The organism is Mesorhizobium sp. LSHC412B00 (assembly GCF_000503035.1).
In the GTDB taxonomy this organism is placed as follows: Bacteria; Pseudomonadota; Alphaproteobacteria; order Rhizobiales; family Rhizobiaceae; genus Mesorhizobium.
In genome coordinates this window covers 252,362-269,940 of the sequence record NZ_AYWB01000001.1, presented here as the reverse complement: position 1 = coordinate 269,940, position 17,579 = coordinate 252,362, and the positions used below count along the sequence as shown (strand labels likewise).

Annotated in this window: 17 protein-coding genes; 7 read left to right on the top strand and 10 right to left on the bottom strand. The window is 63.7% G+C overall.

The window, feature by feature from the left end:
• Positions 1 to 20 precede the first annotated feature (20 nt).
• A complete protein-coding gene (locus tag X757_RS163230; protein WP_023724942.1) occupies positions 21 to 1,286 on the bottom strand; it encodes a hypothetical protein in 1,266 nt (421 codons plus the stop codon).
• 146 nt (positions 1,287 to 1,432) lie between these two features.
• Between X757_RS163230 and X757_RS163235 the strand changes: the two genes are divergently transcribed.
• Complete coding sequence (locus X757_RS163235; protein WP_023724941.1) at positions 1,433 to 2,479, top strand: CapA family protein; 1,047 nt, start codon at positions 1,433 to 1,435, stop codon at positions 2,477 to 2,479.
• Between the two features lie 46 nt (positions 2,480 to 2,525).
• Entirely contained in the window at positions 2,526 to 3,494 is a 969-nt protein-coding gene (locus X757_RS163240) for a DUF3137 domain-containing protein (protein WP_023724940.1), read from the top strand.
• Positions 3,495 to 3,610: 116 nt separating this feature from the next.
• On the opposite strand, the gene X757_RS163245 is transcribed toward X757_RS163240, so the two are convergent.
• Together X757_RS163245 and X757_RS163250 are read right to left on the bottom strand one after the other, a co-directional pair.
• The gene (locus tag X757_RS163245; protein ID WP_023724939.1) at positions 3,611 to 4,105 is read right to left on the bottom strand and encodes a YegJ family protein; all 495 of its coding nucleotides are present in this window, start codon (positions 4,103 to 4,105) and stop codon (positions 3,611 to 3,613) included.
• A 100-nt stretch (positions 4,106 to 4,205) separates the two neighbouring features.
• Positions 4,206 to 4,721, bottom strand: coding sequence for a hypothetical protein (locus X757_RS163250; RefSeq protein ID WP_023672002.1), 516 nt, complete (start codon positions 4,719 to 4,721; stop codon positions 4,206 to 4,208).
• 286 nt (positions 4,722 to 5,007) lie between these two features.
• On the opposite strand from X757_RS163250, the gene X757_RS163255 reads away from it, so the two are divergent.
• On the top strand, positions 5,008 to 5,640 hold the full coding sequence (locus X757_RS163255) for a hypothetical protein (protein WP_156933370.1): 633 nt from the start codon (positions 5,008 to 5,010) through the stop codon (positions 5,638 to 5,640).
• A 37-nt stretch (positions 5,641 to 5,677) separates the two neighbouring features.
• On the opposite strand, the gene X757_RS163260 is transcribed toward X757_RS163255, so the two are convergent.
• The gene (locus tag X757_RS163260) at positions 5,678 to 5,995 is read right to left on the bottom strand and encodes a hypothetical protein (protein WP_023724937.1); all 318 of its coding nucleotides are present in this window, start codon (positions 5,993 to 5,995) and stop codon (positions 5,678 to 5,680) included.
• Positions 5,996 to 6,656: 661 nt separating this feature from the next.
• Between X757_RS163260 and X757_RS163265 the strand changes: the two genes are divergently transcribed.
• The gene (locus X757_RS163265; protein ID WP_023683740.1) at positions 6,657 to 7,595 is read left to right on the top strand and encodes a diacylglycerol kinase family protein; all 939 of its coding nucleotides are present in this window, start codon (positions 6,657 to 6,659) and stop codon (positions 7,593 to 7,595) included.
• A gap of 92 nt (positions 7,596 to 7,687) precedes the next feature.
• Here the strand turns inward: X757_RS163265 and X757_RS163270 are convergent, their stop codons facing one another.
• The 3 genes from X757_RS163270 to X757_RS163280 are packed head-to-tail and all read right to left on the bottom strand — an operon-like array spanning position 7,688 to position 11,429.
• The gene (locus tag X757_RS163270) at positions 7,688 to 8,605 is read right to left on the bottom strand and encodes an NAD(P)-dependent oxidoreductase (RefSeq protein WP_023683741.1); all 918 of its coding nucleotides are present in this window, start codon (positions 8,603 to 8,605) and stop codon (positions 7,688 to 7,690) included.
• Complete coding sequence (locus tag X757_RS163275; RefSeq protein ID WP_023724936.1) at positions 8,602 to 9,816, bottom strand: mandelate racemase/muconate lactonizing enzyme family protein; 1,215 nt, start codon at positions 9,814 to 9,816, stop codon at positions 8,602 to 8,604. Before X757_RS163275 ends, X757_RS163270 begins: the two co-directional genes overlap by 4 nt.
• A complete protein-coding gene (locus X757_RS163280) occupies positions 9,813 to 11,429 on the bottom strand; it encodes a GMC family oxidoreductase (protein WP_023724935.1) in 1,617 nt (538 codons plus the stop codon). Before X757_RS163280 ends, X757_RS163275 begins: the two co-directional genes overlap by 4 nt.
• Positions 11,430 to 11,653: 224 nt before the next feature.
• Here X757_RS163280 and X757_RS163285 point away from each other — a divergent pair, with 224 nt between their 5' ends.
• Positions 11,654 to 12,049 (top strand): acyl-CoA thioesterase, encoded by a 396-nt coding sequence (locus X757_RS163285; protein WP_023724934.1) that lies wholly within the window; start codon positions 11,654 to 11,656, stop codon positions 12,047 to 12,049.
• A gap of 500 nt (positions 12,050 to 12,549) precedes the next feature.
• Here X757_RS163285 and X757_RS163295 read toward each other — a convergent pair whose 3' ends face one another.
• On the bottom strand, positions 12,550 to 12,918 hold the full coding sequence (locus tag X757_RS163295; protein ID WP_023683744.1) for a helix-turn-helix domain-containing protein: 369 nt from the start codon (positions 12,916 to 12,918) through the stop codon (positions 12,550 to 12,552).
• An 89-nt stretch (positions 12,919 to 13,007) separates the two neighbouring features.
• On the opposite strand from X757_RS163295, the gene X757_RS163300 reads away from it, so the two are divergent.
• Positions 13,008 to 13,613 carry an NADPH-dependent FMN reductase gene (locus X757_RS163300; protein ID WP_023671992.1) on the top strand — a complete coding sequence of 202 codons (606 nt, stop codon included), beginning with the start codon at positions 13,008 to 13,010 and terminating at the stop codon, positions 13,611 to 13,613.
• Between the two features lie 165 nt (positions 13,614 to 13,778).
• On the opposite strand, the gene X757_RS163305 is transcribed toward X757_RS163300, so the two are convergent.
• The gene (locus X757_RS163305) at positions 13,779 to 15,074 is read right to left on the bottom strand and encodes a glucoamylase family protein (RefSeq protein ID WP_023724933.1); all 1,296 of its coding nucleotides are present in this window, start codon (positions 15,072 to 15,074) and stop codon (positions 13,779 to 13,781) included.
• A 258-nt stretch (positions 15,075 to 15,332) separates the two neighbouring features.
• On the opposite strand from X757_RS163305, the gene X757_RS163310 reads away from it, so the two are divergent.
• Entirely contained in the window at positions 15,333 to 16,211 is an 879-nt protein-coding gene (locus tag X757_RS163310; protein WP_050587720.1) for a DMT family transporter, read from the top strand.
• A 28-nt stretch (positions 16,212 to 16,239) separates the two neighbouring features.
• Here X757_RS163310 and X757_RS163315 read toward each other — a convergent pair whose 3' ends face one another.
• A complete protein-coding gene (locus X757_RS163315; protein ID WP_023724931.1) occupies positions 16,240 to 17,550 on the bottom strand; it encodes a hemolysin family protein in 1,311 nt (436 codons plus the stop codon).
• Positions 17,551 to 17,579: the final 29 nt, after the last annotated feature.

The following is a 17,579-nucleotide window of genomic DNA, read 5'->3' as shown; positions in this document are numbered from 1 at the left end:
ACGCGAGCCGGGCCGCCTGCTCAATTGAACCACAGCGCGAAGGTCAAAAACCCACCGCCACCGAACTGGCGCTGGATCTGGTCGAACTCGCCGCTGGTCAAGATCTCACCGCTCTCGAGGTAGGGCGCGATGGCCGGGCCGGTAATCGACAGCACGAGGTCGAAAGGCTTCGGTTCTTCGAAGAAACGCTTCATGTTGATGCCCTGGCCGGTGCTGGCCGTGATGCGGAAATGCGGCAGCAGCTTGCGGCCTTCCAAAAGGTCTTCGGCCATGGTCAGAGTGGCGAGCCAGGCCTCGACCTGCTCCTCGCCGACTTCGAGCCCGGTGAGCGGGTTCTCGCCCTTCTGCTGCGGTCCCGGCAGCCATTCGCGGTCATTGTCGTTCTCGGCGCGGATCGCCTTCCAGTCCTCGCGCGACAGCCGGATCATTTCGAGCAGATGGCGGCGCGCCGCTTGACGGCGCTCGGGCTCGACCACCGGCCAGTTCACGAGGTGAACCATGGAGATGAAATCCGCGATGCGCCATTCCGATGAGAAGATGCTGCTGCGCATGTCGCCGGCGGGAGGCACGAGAATGTCCTGCAGCGGCAGTTTGGCGCGCGGAAACAGCATGTGGAACGAGCCGTCGAACATGGTCCTGAAATCATGCGCCAGCCAGAAATCGGCCTGCGCCATCAGGAATTCGGCATAGCCCTGCAGCCAGAAACCGTCGGCGCGGTCGAAGCGGAATGTGAGCGAGGAAGCGGCGCCGTCCGACGAGATACCGCCGCGCGACAGCGAGGCCATGATGGCGGCCATGCTTTCATCCGGCGCGATGGCGCCGTCTTCGTTGAGATCGATGCCGGCATGGGTGAGGTCGACGACCATGCCGATATCGGCATCGGCGGGTACCGAGCCCAGAGTGGCCGCGGATGTCTCCAGCCGGTCGCGGAAGGCGACCAGGATGGCGCGGAACTGCTCATAGGTCAGCGGTTCGGGATTGGGATTGTCCGGAATCGGCAGCCGCATCAGCGGCAGCATGAAGGATTGCGGGCTTTCGAACCCGTGGCGGTGCAGACCGCCGGCGAGGATTTCCAGCGCGGTGAAGAATTCGCCGGCGCCGGCGGCATAGGCTGACGCCGGATCGCCCTGGGCTGCAGCCTCGAGCGTGGTAAGCGCGGCGTTGCGCTCGGTCACCGTTTTGGCCTCGAACAAAGCGGTTGCCGCTTCGGGCGCGGCGGCGCGGGCCGAAGATAAAGGCACCAACAGGAGGAGGGCGGACGCCAGCAGGCCTGCAAAACGTGTCATCTCATCCCTCCACTATGCGATGCGCAGACATTACACGCATTTGGCGCCGTGTCTGCCGGCGGCAGTGTTTCAAGGACTGACGGTCGACACTTCCCGGGCAGACCGTCTACACAAGCTAACCGATTGGGCAAACGATTGGGCGTCGCGTGGCGAATTATCCGCTTTCCTACAAACTGTCATGGCTGCCGCGCTTCCTGAAACCATCTCTCGGCGGCGATGTCAGGGATTTCGCACCGAGGGCGGCGACGACGATCATCGATCCGCCGCCGGGGCGGAAGGTGCGGCTGGCCTTTGTCGGCGATATTTCGGCGGTGGCCAACCGTAGTGCGCCGGAGTGCGATCCGGAAATCGCAAAGCTCTTGGGCTCAGCCGATCTGGTGATCGGCAATTGCGAAAGTCCGGTCGTCGAGCGGCCGAGCGTGGCGTTTGGCACGCGGCTTGGCACTCACCATGCGATGAGCGAGCGGTTTCTTGCCGCGGCGCTTGCCGCCGTAGGCATCGCGCGTGAAAAGCTCGTGCTGTCGCTGGCCAACAACCATGTGCTCGACCAGGGCGTCGCCGGTTTCGACGAGACGGCTGCGGCGCTGAAGCGGCTTGGCATCCGCACCATCGGCACCGCGAAAAAAGGGCCGGTCGAGCAGGTCAAGGCCGGGCCGCTGACGATCGGCTTTGCCGCCTTCACACTGTGGCGCAATGGTGACGCCGGGCCATTCACCGAGCTTGTCTCGATGCAAGGCGATCCGGCGGCATGGCCGAGAGGCGCGGCCGACAAGAACATCGATCTCACCTGTGCGGTGCCGCACTGGGACTGGGAGTTCCGGCATTTTCCGCAGCCGCAAACGCAAACGCTGGCGAGGTTGCTGGCCGGTCACGGCGTGGGGCTGATTGCCGGGCACCACGCCCATGTCGTGCAGCCGGTGCAATGGGTCGGCAAGACGCTCGTGGCTTACGGGCTTGGCGACTTCCTCGGCACGGCGCTGGCGCGGCAGCCCTGGCCCGGCCGCATCGCCGGCATTTTCGTCGTCGATGTCAGCGCAGATCTCGGCATGCGCGGTGCGATCGCCGGGTACCGGATGCATCCCTTCATGCGGCTGCGCGCAGGCGGGCATGAGCGGCTGGTTCCGGTCGAGGCGCTGACTGGCCGGGTGAAGGGCAAGGTCCAGGCCAGGCTGAAGGCGATCTTTGGCGACTGACAACTTTCCCGTTATCATAGGTATAATAGGACTTTGCGAGGGGGCGATGGAAGCAGCTGAGTTCATGCCTGATGAAGCGGTGGTCGCCGGCATCAGGAAGAATATCGAGATCTATGAGGCTGGACGGGCTTCGGCCTACCGCCAGGTGCGCTGGCGGGTGCCGGTGTTTCTGGGGCTGCTGCTGGTTTTTGTCGTGCTGGTGGCCTGGCTGTTCAACAAGGTCGCCGACTTGAACGAGCAATGGTTCTCGACGCCGCATGTGTTCCTCTATGTCGGCGGTTTCTTCGCGGCGCTGCTGCTGTACTTCCTGGCGATCAGGCCGGCGACGCGGCTGCAGCAATCGTTCCGTGACACGCTGCTGCCGATCATCTTCGGCTTCATCAGGGATGTGCGCTATCAGCACAGCGTGACGCCGAATTCCTTCGACCGGCTGCCGCGCGCCGTGGTCGGCGCCTTCAACCGGCAGAGCTTCGACGACATCGTGTCAGGCCGCTACGAGGATTTTCCGTTCGAGCTCTACGAGGCGGAGTTGCGCCAAGCTTCGGGCAAAGGCTCGTCGACGGTCTTCAAGGGCGTCGTCGTCGCCTTCGAGACCATTGCGCCGTTCCCCGGCATATTGGTCGCGACGCGCCGCAGCAACGCGGTGGTCGGTTTCTTCCGCGGCATCTTCGCCGGCAAGATGCAGGAACTGTCCAGCGGCGATCCGCTGCTCGACGGCGACTACGAATTTCGCACCGACAATGTCGCCGCCGCGCAGCCGCTGGTGAGCGGCCGGTTGGCGCAGGCGCTGAAATGGCTGCACGAGACATGGCGCGATGATCCGGCGCGGGTGGCACTTAATGGCAGCGATGGCTTCCTGCTCTTGCCGCAGCCGAAGAATTTCTTCGAACTGCCCGCCATTTCCGTGCCGCTCGATTACACCAAGCACATCGCGCCGATGATCGCCGATATGGGCGCGATCTTGGCGACGGCGGCGCTGGTGCGCAAGATCGGCGCGACGGATGGCGAGGCCTAAAGCGCCGCGCGTCGAAACGAATTCATGCGACGCGCTTCAGGTCTTGTTTTCATGCATATCGTTGCCCCAAAACGGCGGTCCTGTTTGGGCGCATGCATTAGCCAGGCTGCCGCGCGTCAGCAGGCGAAGCCGTAGTTCTGGCGATAATATTCGACGTCTTCTTGCGCCATCGTCTTGAACATCACGCAGACGGTGAAGCTGCCGACCTGGCGACCGTTTTTGGTGTAGCCCCAGTCGGAAATATCGTCCCGGTTGAATTCGAGTTCCTGGCCGGCCACGACATTGTGCACCGCTTGCGGCTCATTGGCCAATGTTCCTGCAAAGCCGGTCGCGGTCTTGTGGAAGGGGATGATCCAGAAATGCTCCGAGGCGTCTCCGTCCCTGACCTCGACTTTCAATTTGTAGCTGGTTGTCCCGGCTGGCGGCGCATCCGACAAGGACAGGAATTCATCGAGGCTGGCGCGCGCCTGCGCAATGGCCGCCGCCATGTCCGGATCGTCCCTGGCGACGCCTACAACCTTGTCGCCGCCCTGGCCGGAATCCTGCGCACCGGCCGGAATCGGCGCCAAGGCCAGCACCAGGGACAACACGGTTCGAACTGCATGCTTCATGAAATGGCGCTCCTGCGTGTCGATGCTGACACCATCATGCATCTATCTGGAGTTTTCAACGGCAGTGCGACAGCGTGGTATGGTCCGAACGGCAGGCCGCTCACAACCCGCTCGGCACCAGCCCTGCCAGCCAGTTCGCGGACCGCTTGGCAATGCCGACCGTTGCCGACGCGACGCGGCCGAGATCTGTCTTGACAACGGCGTAGCCGTTCCTGGTGCGGTAGAGCACGCCTGTTCCGCCATCGACCACTTGCTCGTAGGCGACGGGCCGTACCGCTGCTGCCTCCATGGCCGTCGTCGGGGAGCCGACGGGAACGCTCGGCCGATGGCTCAGTTCCGGCGGCAACGGGGTTTGGACATTCCGGCTGGCGGGCTTCAGTTCCGGGCGGGATGCGGCCGCCGCCAGTTGCGAAGAAGACGCCGACCCCTTGCTGCGGCAGATGCCAGAGACCAGCGGATAGTCGAAGTTCTTCTGGTGCAGCATCTGGCTTTTCATCGCCGCTTCGCAGTCGGCGATGGTCGCCCACTTCGCCGGCGTCTCGCCGATATATTCGCAAAGCTTGGCGTCGCAGTCGCAGCCGACAATGGTCATGGCGACAAGGGCGGTCTTGATCACGGTCTTGTCCTTCGGATTGCCCCCCGGCAGCCAGTCCTTCCATCGCGCGCGAACAAGGCGGGATTTTGGCCGCGATCACGCGATGAGCCGGGGGATGCGTTTTTCGGGTACGGCTCACTATAGGTGGATTTCGAGACACCCGGTAGCAGATAGGGCGGGAGCGTGATGCATTTGCAGGAAGAAGCCTGAATAAATCTTGTCGGCTATGGCCGCGACAACTGTTTCTTGGCCCGGTTTTCTACTGCGATACTCACGGGGCGATACGACAATATAGGAGGGGGTTGTCATGGGAAGAATTGTCCGGTCCGCTGAGCCTGTGCCGAAAAGGGATTCAACGCTCGAGGGCGTTCCAGGCGATGCTCCGCTCGGCGTCGACGATGACAAGAAAGAAGATCAAGGATCGAAAGGCGGCGACGGCTATCTCGACCGGGTTGCGAAGTACGTGCCTGCCGAAGTCGTGGCATTTTTCATCTTCGTCAACTCCATCCTGGTCAATGCCACTGAGCAGCCGGTTGCCAAGGCGTTGACCGATGCGGTGGCGGAAGAGACCAAAGGCAATCCGGGGGACATTCCGGGTAAGGTGCAGGCAGCCATCTATAAGATTGAAATGGCCGGTATCAGCGTCTGGACCATTTCATGGATCATGTTGATCGTCGCGCTGGCGATGACGCCGGTGTATCTGAAATCGGTCAGCGATTCAGCCGACAATGCGGAGGCTCCGGGAGCCAACATCGTCATGTCGATGCTCGCCTTCCCATTCTGGGCCTATGCCGTCAACGCGCTGGCCCTCAGGCCATGGCATGACGGTGCGCTGGCCAGCATCATGCTCGCCACCTTCACGCTCATCAGCGGCGCCATACGGCCGGAATATATAAACGCTGGCCTCAATTTGGTCCCGGGCATCGGCCCGAAGAAGTAGCTCGGCCCGCCGGGCAGGCCGCGTGCAGGGCGCGGCTTCAGTTGTAGACGCGCTCAAGCCTCGCGCCTGCTTCGAACAGCGCCGGCAGCACGATGTGCAGCTTGCGCACGGCGACGATCAGCCCGGTGCGACGGGTGGCCGGATCGATCGGAAACGGTTGGCTGAACAGCGCCCGGGCGCCTTCGGGCGGAGCGAAGTCTGCCGCCGAAAGCACGGTGAGCATGATCGCGTCATTGCCACCGATCTCGACGAAGGACACGCCTCTGTCGATCAGGCGCGGGATCATGTCGGTGAATTGCTGATCGCGCCTGGTGATGAAGATGGTGCCGTCAGCGCCGAAATCGCGCTCCAGCAAAGTATCGGCTTCTTCACGCGTCGCTTCGCCGACTGGACCCTTAGCCCAAAAGACAGTCGGCGCCGGGATTTCTCCCAGCGCCTCCCTGTCAGATCAGGACACGGTCGCGGCAGCAACTTCCGTAAAGTCGTCGCGCCATGCCGGCCTTGATTTTGACGGTCCTGCCAGTCACCGCCCGAGGGCAGTGCCCGTTCCAGACCACGCCGTGCTCCACCCTTGCGAGCTTCGCCCAGCGCGCCATCGAAGGTTTTCGCCGTCCTTTATGGCAGCATCGGTCCGCCGTTGGCGTTCGCACGCTTTCCGCGGCCCCGTAGGTCTCGGCATCCGTCCCTCGAACAAGCAAGCCTGCTCTCGCTTCGGGCCGTACGGGCCTCAGGAAATCCGCCTTTTCGCTTTGCCTTTCGGCGTGGCGATCGGTAGCCGCCTGAGATCGGTTAAACTTACGCCGGGTAAGGGTTTTGGGGAATGGGCGTGAGCCTGTGGATAACGGGATTATCGGGGATCGTTTGCCACAAAGCTCGGAATTTCGACTCCAGTTGCATTAGACAGCCCGCCCGCTTTTTGGCGCCTGATCGGCTGTGCCCCTTGCTCCGCCGGCTGGCGCGGGCTTCAATGCCGGCAAAGCATCGAGCCTATCGGCTCGGTGCGGGGAGGGTGCGCATTGAAAGTCGGGGTGGTGCTCAATCCGATTGCCGGCGGCGGCCGGCTGAAACGGCATTGGCCGGAGGTCGCCGCATCGCTGAAAAAGCATTTCGGCGAATTCGAGCTGCGCGAGACGCAGGCCGAGGGCGACGCCGAAAGGCTGGCGCTCGATCTCGCGGCAAGCGGCTTCGAGCTGGTGATCGCGGCCGGCGGCGACGGCACCGCCAGCGAGGTGGCCGACGGATTGCTGCAGGCATTCGATGAGAGCGGCCGGACAACCGAACTTGCCTTGCTGCCTTGCGGCACCGGCATCGATTTCGCGCGCGGGCTCGGGCTGCCGAAAGAGGTGGATGCGGTGCTGAAGCGGATCGCCGAAGCCAAGGCGCGCAAGGTCGATGCCGGGCGCATCTGCTACATCGACGACCATGGCGCGCTGGCCAGCCGGCACTTCATCAATATCGCCAGCCTCGGCCTGTCCGGCGCCACGGACCGTGCGGTCAATGCCGACAAGCGCAAGGGCAGGATGTCGGCCAAGGCGCTGTTTTTCTGGCGCACCGTGGTCGAGTTCATCCGCTACCGCTTCCAGGATGTCCGGATCACCGTCGACGATGGCACCCCGGTCGAGGCGCGCATGGCGCTGGTGGCGGTCGCCAACGGAAAGTTCTTCGGCGGCGGCATGATGATCGCCCCGGACGCCGAACTCGCCGACGGCCAGTTCGACATCGTCATCCTGCGCGCGGCCGGCAAGCTCAAGCTGATCTGGGACATCCGCCTGCTCTATGGCGGACGGCATCGTAACCATCCCGCCATCACCATCCTGCGCGGCCGGAAAGTGGTGGTCGAACCGATCGGCGATGTCGAGAAGAACGGCGCGCTGGTCGACATAGACGGCGAGTCGCCGGGGCGTATACCCGCGACGTTTGAGATCCTGCCCGGAGCGCTGACGCTGAGATATTGAATCAAGGCGTTGAGGGATTGATTCAGGTGGTTTGAGCGGCGATTCCGGCGAACCGGCCAAGGGCATGAAATCGCAGGACATATTTACCCGGCTTAGCTTTCCAGCTTGGCTGGGAAACCGGGCGCGCGCAGATCCATGTCGACGGCATCCTCGAGCAGTTTGACGATCTGGGTCGACCAGGCGCCGCCGCCATATTCCTGTTTGCCCATCAGGAAAATCTCACTCACAAGCGGCGCCAGTTGGAGTGGCAGTCTGAACTCCCTGCCCATCGCAAGCGCAAAGCCGAGGTCCTTCAGTGCCAGGTCCATGGTGAAGCCAATGTCGTAGGAGCCGTTGAGGATGAGCTGGCTTTCGGTCTCATGGACGAAGCTGTTGCCGGAGGAGGCGACGATGGCGTGGTAGGATTGCGCGAGGTCGAGGCCGCCTTGCTTGGCCAACATCAGCGCCTCGCCGGCGGCGACGAGATGGATGAAGGCCAGCATGTTGGTGATCACCTTGATCACCGCCGCCGAGCCGACCGGACCCATCAGGAACGACTTTGCGCACATCGCTTCGATGGCCGGACGATGGCGCTCGTAAAGCGCAGCATCGCCGCCGACAAGCGCGGTGATCTTTCCGACCGCGGCCAGATGCACGCCGCCGGTGACCGGGCACTCCAGCGTCTCGATGCCTTTGGCCGCGGCGAGGGCGGCTAGGCGCAGGATCTCGTCGCGGCCGTTGGTCGACATCTCGATCCAGGAGCCGCCCCTGGGCAGACCCTCGAGCAGGCCGCCGGCATTCGCCAGCACCGCTTCGCTGACCTTGGGCGAGGGCAGGCAAGTAATGGCATTGCCGGCCTGTGCCGCCGCTTCGGCCGGGCTGGTCGCGGCCGTGGCGCCGAGCGCCACGAGGCGCTCGACGGCGGCGGGGTCGCGGTCGAAGACGATGACGACAAAACCGTTGCGCAACAGGCTGGCGGCAAGGTTGCCGCCGAGATGGCCAAGGCCGATGAAGGCGTAGCGTTCGCTCACGGCATCAGCGGCGTTTGCATCATCTGCAAATGCAGGTCCTTGCCGGTGTAGGGATGCGCGTCGCAGACCGCTTCGTCCAGCTCGACGCCGAGGCCCGGCTCCTTCGATGGAATGACATTGCCGTCCTGCCATTCGATCTTCTTCTTGAGCAGTGTCGCGTGGAAGCCGTCCCACTGCTTCAGCGATTCCAGGATGAGGAAATTGGGCAGCGTCACCGCCAGCTGGATGTTGGCGGCGCCAACGATCGGCCCACAATAGCAGTGCGGCGCGATCTGGATGTGGTAGGCCTCGGCCATGGCGGCGATCTTCTTGGTTTCGAGAATGCCGCCTGAGCGGCCAAGGTCCGGTTGCAGGATGGTGGCGGCGCGGTTCTCGATCACGCGAGCGAATTCGAACTTCGTGGTCAACCGCTCGCCGGTGGCGATCGGGATCGAGGTGCCGCGGGCGACATGCGCCATCACTTCGGGCATGTCCGGCGGGACCGGCTCTTCGAACCACAAGGGATCGTAGGGCTCGATGGCTCGTGCCATGCGCAGCGCACCCGACGCGGTGAACTGGCCATGCGTGCCGAACAGAATATCGGCGCGGGTGCCGACCGCTTCGCGGATCGCCTTGACCATGCGGGTGGAGACATCGATGTCGATCAGGCGCGGCTGGTGGCCGTCGAAGGCGGTATAAGGTCCGGCCGGGTCGAGCTTGATGGCGTTGAACCCCTGCTCGACATATTCGAGCGCGCAGGCGGCCGCCAATTCGGGGTCATTGTAGACGTTCCTGCCGTCCGGCGCGTCTTCCGAATGGACGCTGCCGGTGTGCGGATAGAGATAGGTGTAGGAGCGCAGCGTCTCATGCACCTGGCCGCCGAGCAATTTGTAGACCGGCTTGTTGGCTTCCTTGCCGACAATGTCCCAGCAGGCCATTTCCAGCGCCGAGAAACAGCCCATGCCGGTAACGTCGGGGCGCTGGGTAAATCCTGAGGAATAGGCGCGGCGGAAGAAGGTCTCGATGTCATGCGGATCGTGGCCGATCAGGTAACGCTCGGCCATGTCCTCGACCAGCTTGGCCGTTATGTGAGCCGAGAAGGTGGCGTTGTAGGCCTCGCCGTAACCGACCACGCCGCCATCGGTGGTCAGCTTGACGAAGATGAAATACTTGCCGCCGATGCCGGGCGGCGGGTTGCCGACTACCCAGGTCTTGACGTCGGTGATCTTCATTTTTGGTCCTCCAGAACCAGTTCGGCGCCCTTCCATCCGGTCATGACCGAGGCGGCGTTGGTGTTGCCGGTGATGTTGGCGGGAAAGATCGAGGCGTCGATGACACGCAGACCTTCGAGCCCGTGCACTTTCAGGCGCGGGTCGACGACGGCGGCCCCGGCGTCCGGCCCCATGCGGCAGGTCGAGACCGGGTGATAGACGGTGCCTGAGCGCTTCCTGAAATCCTGGATCAGGTCGGCATCCGATTGGATCGATGGGCCCGGCAAAACCTCCTCAGTGATGATCTCGGCCATGGCGGGCATCGAGGCTATCTTGCGCACGAATTTCACCGCCGCCAGCATCTCGTCGACATCGGCGTTGGTGGAATAGGCGTTGGCTACGATCCTGGGATAGTCCAGCGGATTGCTGGAGCGGATCATGATCTCGCCGCGGCTGGACGGGCGGCAGTTGGAGAGGCCGATGGAAAAGCCCGGCCACGGATCCGGCGTCAGGATCGGCCGCTCGCCGCTCTTCGGAATGACGGTCGAGAAAGCCTGGAAATAAAGCTGCATGTTGGGGCGCGAAAACGCCGGGTCGGTTCGGAAGAAGCCGCCGCCATGGTTCATCGACAGCGACAGCGGGCCGGAGCGGGTGAGGATGTACTGCATGCCGACCAGCAGCTTGCCCCACCAGGGCCGCAGGATTTGGTTGAGCGTCGGCACGTTTCCCTTGAAGGTATAGTTGATGCCGACATGGTCCTGCAGATGCGCGCCGACATTTTCGTTGGCGTGGACGACCGGGATGCCAAGCCCCTTGAGCAGTGACGAGGGGCCGACGCCGGACAGTTGCAAGAGCTGCGGCGAGTTGATCGAGCCGGCGGACAGGATGACTTCGCGGCCGGCCCGCGCCGTCTTGGTCTCGCCGTTCTGCAGATATTCGATGCCGACGGCTCGCTTGCCCTCGAACAGGATCCTGCTCGCCAGCGCATTCGTCTCGACGCGGACGTTTTTGCGCTTCATCGCGGGGCGCAGGAAGGCGCGCACGGCCGACATGCGGCGGCCGTTTTTGGTGGAGATCTGGTAGGTGCCGACGCCTTCCTGGGCGGCACCGTTGAAGTCGGGGTTGAGCGGCAGCCCGGCTTGCTGGCCGGCGGCGAGGTAGCGCCTGGTCAGCGGATGGACGGCGTTCGTCGTGTCGGTGATATGCAGCGGCCCGCCGGTGCCGCGCCATCTATCGGCGCCGGCCTCATTGTCCTCAAGCGCCTTGAAGCCCGGCAACAGATCGTCATAACCCCAACCGGGATTGCCGGCATCGCGCCAGTCATCAAAATCCTCGCGCGCGCCTCGGATCCAGACCATGGCGTTGATCGAGCTTGAGCCGCCAAGCAGCTTGCCGCGCGGCCAATGGTCGACATTGCCGGCAAGGCCGGGGTCCGGCTCGGGCTTGTAGTTCCAGTTGACCGCGGGGTCGAAGAAAGTCTTGCCGTAGCCAAGCGGCATCTGGACATAGAAGCGGCGGTCGCTGCCGCCGGCTTCCAGCACCAGCACGGAGTAACGGCCGGAAGCCGACAGCCTGTCGGCGAGAACCGAGCCGGCTGAGCCGGAGCCGACGATGATGAAGTCATAGGTCTGCATGATTGGTGTTGGCGGCTCCGCAAAACTGGCTGCAGCCTATCCGCGGCAGGCTTCCGAAGTCGCGGTGCCTTCCGGCATGCGTTGTGAAAAATGCGACCGTGAGACGCCTGGCCGGAAAAGCTGCCATGGAACCGACATTGCGCCGGGACCCTCGCCCGTCGCGTTGACCTCTTGGGTCCATGACGCTAGGGGATCGAGGGCAATCGTTTCAGGGGATCCGGCAGATGGTGCATTACGCGGACGGACGGCCGATCGGCGATCTGACCTTGCGTACGCTCGCCATGCCGGCCGATGCAAATGCGGCCGGCGACATCTTTGGCGGTTGGGTGATGGCGCAGATGGATCTTGCCTGCGGCATCCGTGCGGCCGAGCGGGCCAAGGGTCGCGTGGTGACGGCGGCTGTCAAGGAAATGTCCTTCGCCAAGGCGATGAAGATCGGCGACACGCTGTGCATCTACACCCATGTCGAGCGCGTCGGCCGCACCTCCATGGCGCTCAAGGTCGAGGCCTGGGCGCAACGCTACCTCTCCGACCTGATGGAGAAGGTCACCCACGCCGATTTCGTCATGGTGGCGCTGGATAGCGACGGCAAGCCGAAGCCGATTCCAACCGAAAGTTGACATCGTCGATTCTGCCAAGCTTGCGCTTATGTAACATCCCCCGCGCGGGCGATGCGCTGCGCGACATCCAATGGTTGCCTTCACATCCGATTCTGCGGGCGGCGGAGGGAAGACAATGCGTCAACACATGCTGAACGGCTGGCTCGTGGCGGCCCTCGTCGCGGTGATCTGCCTGCTTGGCACGACCGCTTATACCGAGATCAGGAAAGAGCTTCCAGGCGTTGCCTGCACGCACGACCGGACCGTTGGCAACGAGCGGACTGCCCAGCGGTCTGCAAGGGTAGAGACGTGCGGCGCAGTGTGTTGCAGCAACCCTGCGTCAAAGGCCTGAGGGCCCGTCAGCGGAAGACCTCGTCAGCCTCAAAATGATGATGCGCCGGCGAACGAAACGCTGCAGCTATGTCGCGATGGCGTGACCAACGATGCAAGGGCGGATCCAGTTAAACCCGGGTACGCGTCGTCGACGGCAAAATCCGTAAACTATTGCTGGGCAACGGTTTTCAGGCGTGCACGCCATCGAATCTTTCACGCGCCGCCTGGACCCGCGAGGTGTTCTTCCGCGCCCATTCGCCGAGCGCGCCGACCGGCACCAGCAGCTCATGGCCGAGCTCCGTCAGCTCATAGTCGACGCGTGGCGGGATGGTCGGGAACACGGTTCGGGTGACGAAGCCGTCGCGCTCAAGACCGCGCAAGGTGGTGGTCAGCATCTTCTGCGAAATGCCGCCGACAGCGGCGCGCAACTCATTGAAACGCAGCGGTCCGCCGCCCAGCTTGCCGACGACCAGAACGGTCCATTTGTCGCCGACGCGCTGCAGGATTTCCGAGACGGCGCGGCAGTCTTCGGTGTTGTGCGGGTGCCTCAGTAACATAACGGTGCCTCCTTGCGCTGCCATTTGTCAGTATCTCATATAGCGCCGGTATCCAAACGATACCAGCTTTTGCATATATGGAGAGCCCCATGTCCAAGCCCAAAATCGCCATCGTCGTCGGTTCGACACGCGCCGCGCGTTTCGCCGATGTGCCCGCCCAGTGGATCGCCAAGATCGCGAAATCCCATGCCGACATCGACGTCGAGACCGTCGACCTGCGCGACTGGCCGCTGCCCTTCTTCGACGAGGTCGCCTCGTCCGCCTGGGCGCCGTCGCAGAACGAAGTTGCCCAGCGCTGGCAGAAGAAGGTCGCCGAATTCGACGGCTTCATCTTCACCGCCGCCGAATACAATCATGGCCCGACGGCCGTGCTGAAGAACGCCATCGATTACGCCGCCAATGAATGGAACAAGAAGCCGGCCGGTTTCGTCGGCTATGGCAGCGTCGGCGGCTCGCGCGCTGTCGAACATTTGCGTCTTGCCGCGGTCGAATTGCAGATGGCGCCGGTCAAATCCGCCGTTCACATTGCCTGGAGCGATTTCCTGGCGGTGCGCCAGGGCGAGAAGAAGCTCGAGGAGATCGAGCATCTGAACCAGGCTGCCACGGCGCTGGTCAACGACGTTGCCTGGTGGGCCCGCGTGCTCAAGGCAGCGCGTCAGGCCGACGCGATTGCCGGCGAAGCCCAGGCGGCCTGAGCCTTATCCTCCCAAGGATCGATGATTTTTCCAAAGGGCGGCGTTTGCGCCGCCCTTTTTCATTCACGTGAAGAGGCGCTCTCGGCTCCCTTGGCCGGATGGTGGAGTCGGACCGGCAAGGTCGCGCTGATGCCTTGACGATCCCGCGCGAAGGATCGCCGCCTGTCACAGCCAACCGCCGGAAAACCCGGCCCGGCGCAGTCCTGTGGTGATGGCCGGCACGCGGCGCATCAATCGCCACAGGAAGTCGGACCGGTAGTTCTCGATCATCAGGGCGATCGGCCCCTGGTTGATGCCGACATGGTCCGGCGATACCCAACCGCAGGCGCGGCCGTCGTCGGCAGCGATCGTCGGGTTGAAGCTCGCGGTGAAGCCGTAAGGGTTGCCGTCGCGCAGGTCCATCTCGTGGAAATGGCGCAGCGCCGGCAGCACGATTTCCGGCGCAAAAGGCAAGGAGGCGATTGCCGCCCATGGCGACAGCGTGCCGTCATCGGGGCCAAACGGTGCGCCGCGGGCGAGATAACCGAAGAAGCGGCGTCCATCGGCTCGCCGCGCGATCGGACCTGGGCCGTCGCTGGCGGTGACGCCCCAGCAATTCTCGCCATAGCCCGCGAACCCCCTCGGATTGCGGATTGCGTAATCGCGCTGCAGATACGTCGCCTGGCGGCTGTTTTCGAAATAGTCCCGGTCGTGATCGCGCATGAAGGCATCGCGGATGTCGCGAAAATCGATCCAGATATGCGAGAACTGGTGGATGAAAAGCGGGCCGGCATAGACCATCTCGCGGCCGTAGATGGTCTTCCATTTGTAAGTGGACAGCCAGGCCGCGTAGCTCTCGGGAGTTAGCGAGTGGGTCGGCGAACCGAGACCCAGGACGTACAGGATCAGCGCCTCGTCAAATCCTTCCCAGCGGTAGCGGAGAAAGCCTTTTCCAGGCCGCCAGCCATGGGTGACGGTGGCGCCGCCGTTCTGCGCCCAGCGCCAGTCGGCACGGCGGTAGAGCGCATCGGCAAGCTGGCGGATTTCCAGTTCGAGCTCATCGTCCTCGTCGAAATAAGCGCCGGCGGCCAGAACACCGGCAAGCAAAAGGGCGGTATCGATCGTGGACAGTTCGCAATTCCAGACGCGGCGGCCGGTCTTCATGTCGAGGAAATGATAGTAGAAACCCCTGTAGCCGGTGGCATCGGGCTCCGGCCCGTGCGGGGCGTTCCAGAAGAAGCGAAGCGTGGCGAGCGTCCGCTCGATTGCGGCATCGCGCGTCATGAAACCGCGCTCGACACCGACGGGATAGGACGACAAAGCGAGCCCGACGGCGGCTATGCTGGCAGGCGACGCCTGCGTGTTGCGGTCGGCGACCAGGCCGTTGGCAGGGTTGGCCTCGTTGAGAAAATACTCGAAGGACAGGCGCTGGATATCTTGGAGAAGCTCGTCGTTTAGCGCGTGTTCGTTCGATGCATCCATGACAATCGATATAGAGGCTTTGGCTGCTTTTGCCATTCTTCCAGCGGATCAATCATGGGTGAGGGCAGGCTGGGGCCGATAGCGAAAGGCGCTGCCGACGCACCGAATTCAAATCGAGGGGCTGCGAAGATCGGTTGGACCGCCATATGCACGGCCCTGCCATCTGGCCTGGCCGTCCTCCCCTGATATATCCGGCTGCGATCCATCACATGAGCATGCCCCGTGAAGTCACCCAGCCTGTCAGGCGTCGTTTCCCCCATGACCCCGGTGCTGGTCTGTGCACTTGCGATCTTCCTTCTGTCCGCCATGGATGCGGCGATGAAAATCCTGGTCATCGCCGTCGGTGTCTACAACACGGTGCTGTGGCGAAGCATGCTTGCGAGCGTGGTCGCGGGCACGGCCTGGGCGGCGGGGCCGCGTTCCCTTCCCACGCCTTCCGTGCTGCGGCTACACGCGCTGCGCGCCGTGGTCGTGGGCATCGTTCTGCTGTCGTTCTTCTGGGGCCTTGCCAGATTGCCGCTAGCGGATGGGATCGGGCTTAGTTTCGTCGCGCCGCTGTTCGCTCTCCTGCTGGCGGCGCTGCTTTTGGGCGAACGCATACAGCGCCAGGCGATCTGGGCGTCGCTGGCGGGCATCGCCGGCGTCGTCATCATCATGGCCGGACAGTTCGGGCAAGGGAACTATACCGGGGATGCCCTGCTTGGCACGGTGGCGGTGCTCGCATCGACGGTGTTCTACGCCTACAATCTGATCCTCTCGCGGCGGCAGGCGCTGGTGGCCAAACCAGTCGAGATCATGCTGTTCCAGAACCTGTGCGTTGTCGCCGTCCTTCTCCCCGCCGCTCCCTGGCTCGCGGTTGCCCTGCCGGGCAATCTCTGGCTTCCACTGGCCGGAGTGACGGCGCTGTCGCTCTCCGGCCAGTTCCTGATGAGCTGGTCCTACGCGCGGGCCGAAGCGCAATATCTAATCCCGACGGAGTATTCTGCCTTCATCTGGGCGATCGTGTTTGGCTGGCTGTTCTTCGACGAGGCGGCGACCTGGACCACGCTGGCTGGAGCGGCCCTGATCGTGGCCAGTTGCCTGATCGCCTCGCGCTCCAATCCGAAGCTTGCCGAACCGATCGAAGCCGCGGTCTGAGGGCGCTATTCGCTTTGACGGCAGAGCGTCAACGCACCACTTCGCGATGGCCGCTGGGCAGCCGGGTGGCGATCAGCTTGTCGATGCGGCGGCCATCGAGGTCGACGACCTCGAAACGCCAGCCTTGCGCGTCGACGCATTCGCCGGTCGCCGGCAGATGGTGCATGTGCGACAGCACATAACCGGCGACGGTCTCGTAGTCGCGGTTTTCCGGCAGGTCGATACCGAGAACGTCAGCCATCTCGTCGGCTTGCATGTATCCCGCGAGCAGCCATGAGCCGTCCTCGCGCTTGACGGCGTTTTCCTCGTCGCCGGCGTCGGTATCGGCCCGGAAGACGCCGGTGATGGCCTCGAGGATGTCGGCAGGTGTGACGATCCCTTCGAAATGGCCGTATTCGTCATGCACCAGCGCCATCGGCACGTCGGATTCCTTCAGCTTCTGCAGCACATCCAGCGCGTCGGCCTGGTCGTAGACGATGGGGGCGGCGCGCACATGCTTGCGCGGATCGAGTGCGCGGCCGGCGAGCAGGGCGGCCAGCACGTCGCGCGTCTGAACAACGCCAACCATGACGTCGACGCCGCCGTCGCCGGCCGGCAGGCGCGAATGCTGGGTCTCCATCAAGAGCTTGCGGATGGCACCCTCATCGGACTGCAAATTGATCCAGTCGACCTCGGTGCGCGGCGTCATCACGGCGCGCACGGCGCGATCGCCGAGCCGCATGACGCCGGCGATCATGCGCCGCTCGTCAGATTCGATGGTGCCGTGGTGCTCGGCCTCGGCGACCAGCATCTTGATCTCTTCGTCGGTGACTTTTTCCTCGCTCTCGCCGCGCTGGCCGAGCAACCACAATATGGCGCGGCCGGAAATGTCGAGCAGGAACACCAGCGGCGCCGAGACGGTGGCGAGGATGGTCATCGCAGGCGCTGCGCGGGCCGCAACACGCTCGGGATCGCGCAGCGCGATCTGCTTGGGCACCAGTTCGCCGACGATCAGCGAGAAATAGGTGATGATCGCAACGACAATGCCGACGCCGAGCGGGTCGGCGATGTTTTCGCGCATGCCGGTCGTGGCCAGGTACACCGAAAGCCTGTCGCCCAGCGTGGCGCCGGAGAAGGCGCCCGACAGCACGCCGACCAGAGTGATGCCGATCTGCACCGACGACAGGAATTTGCCGGGATTGGAGCCGAGCGTCAGCGCACGCCCGGCGCCATTGACGCCGCGGTCGATCATCGCCTTGAGCCGCGCCGGGCGCGACGACACGATGGCGAGCTCGGACATCGACAGAAGGCCGTTCACACAGATGAGGACGACCACGGTGGCGATTTCGACGTATAGCATCAGGGCTCAATAGCATTGCGGCGGGCCGC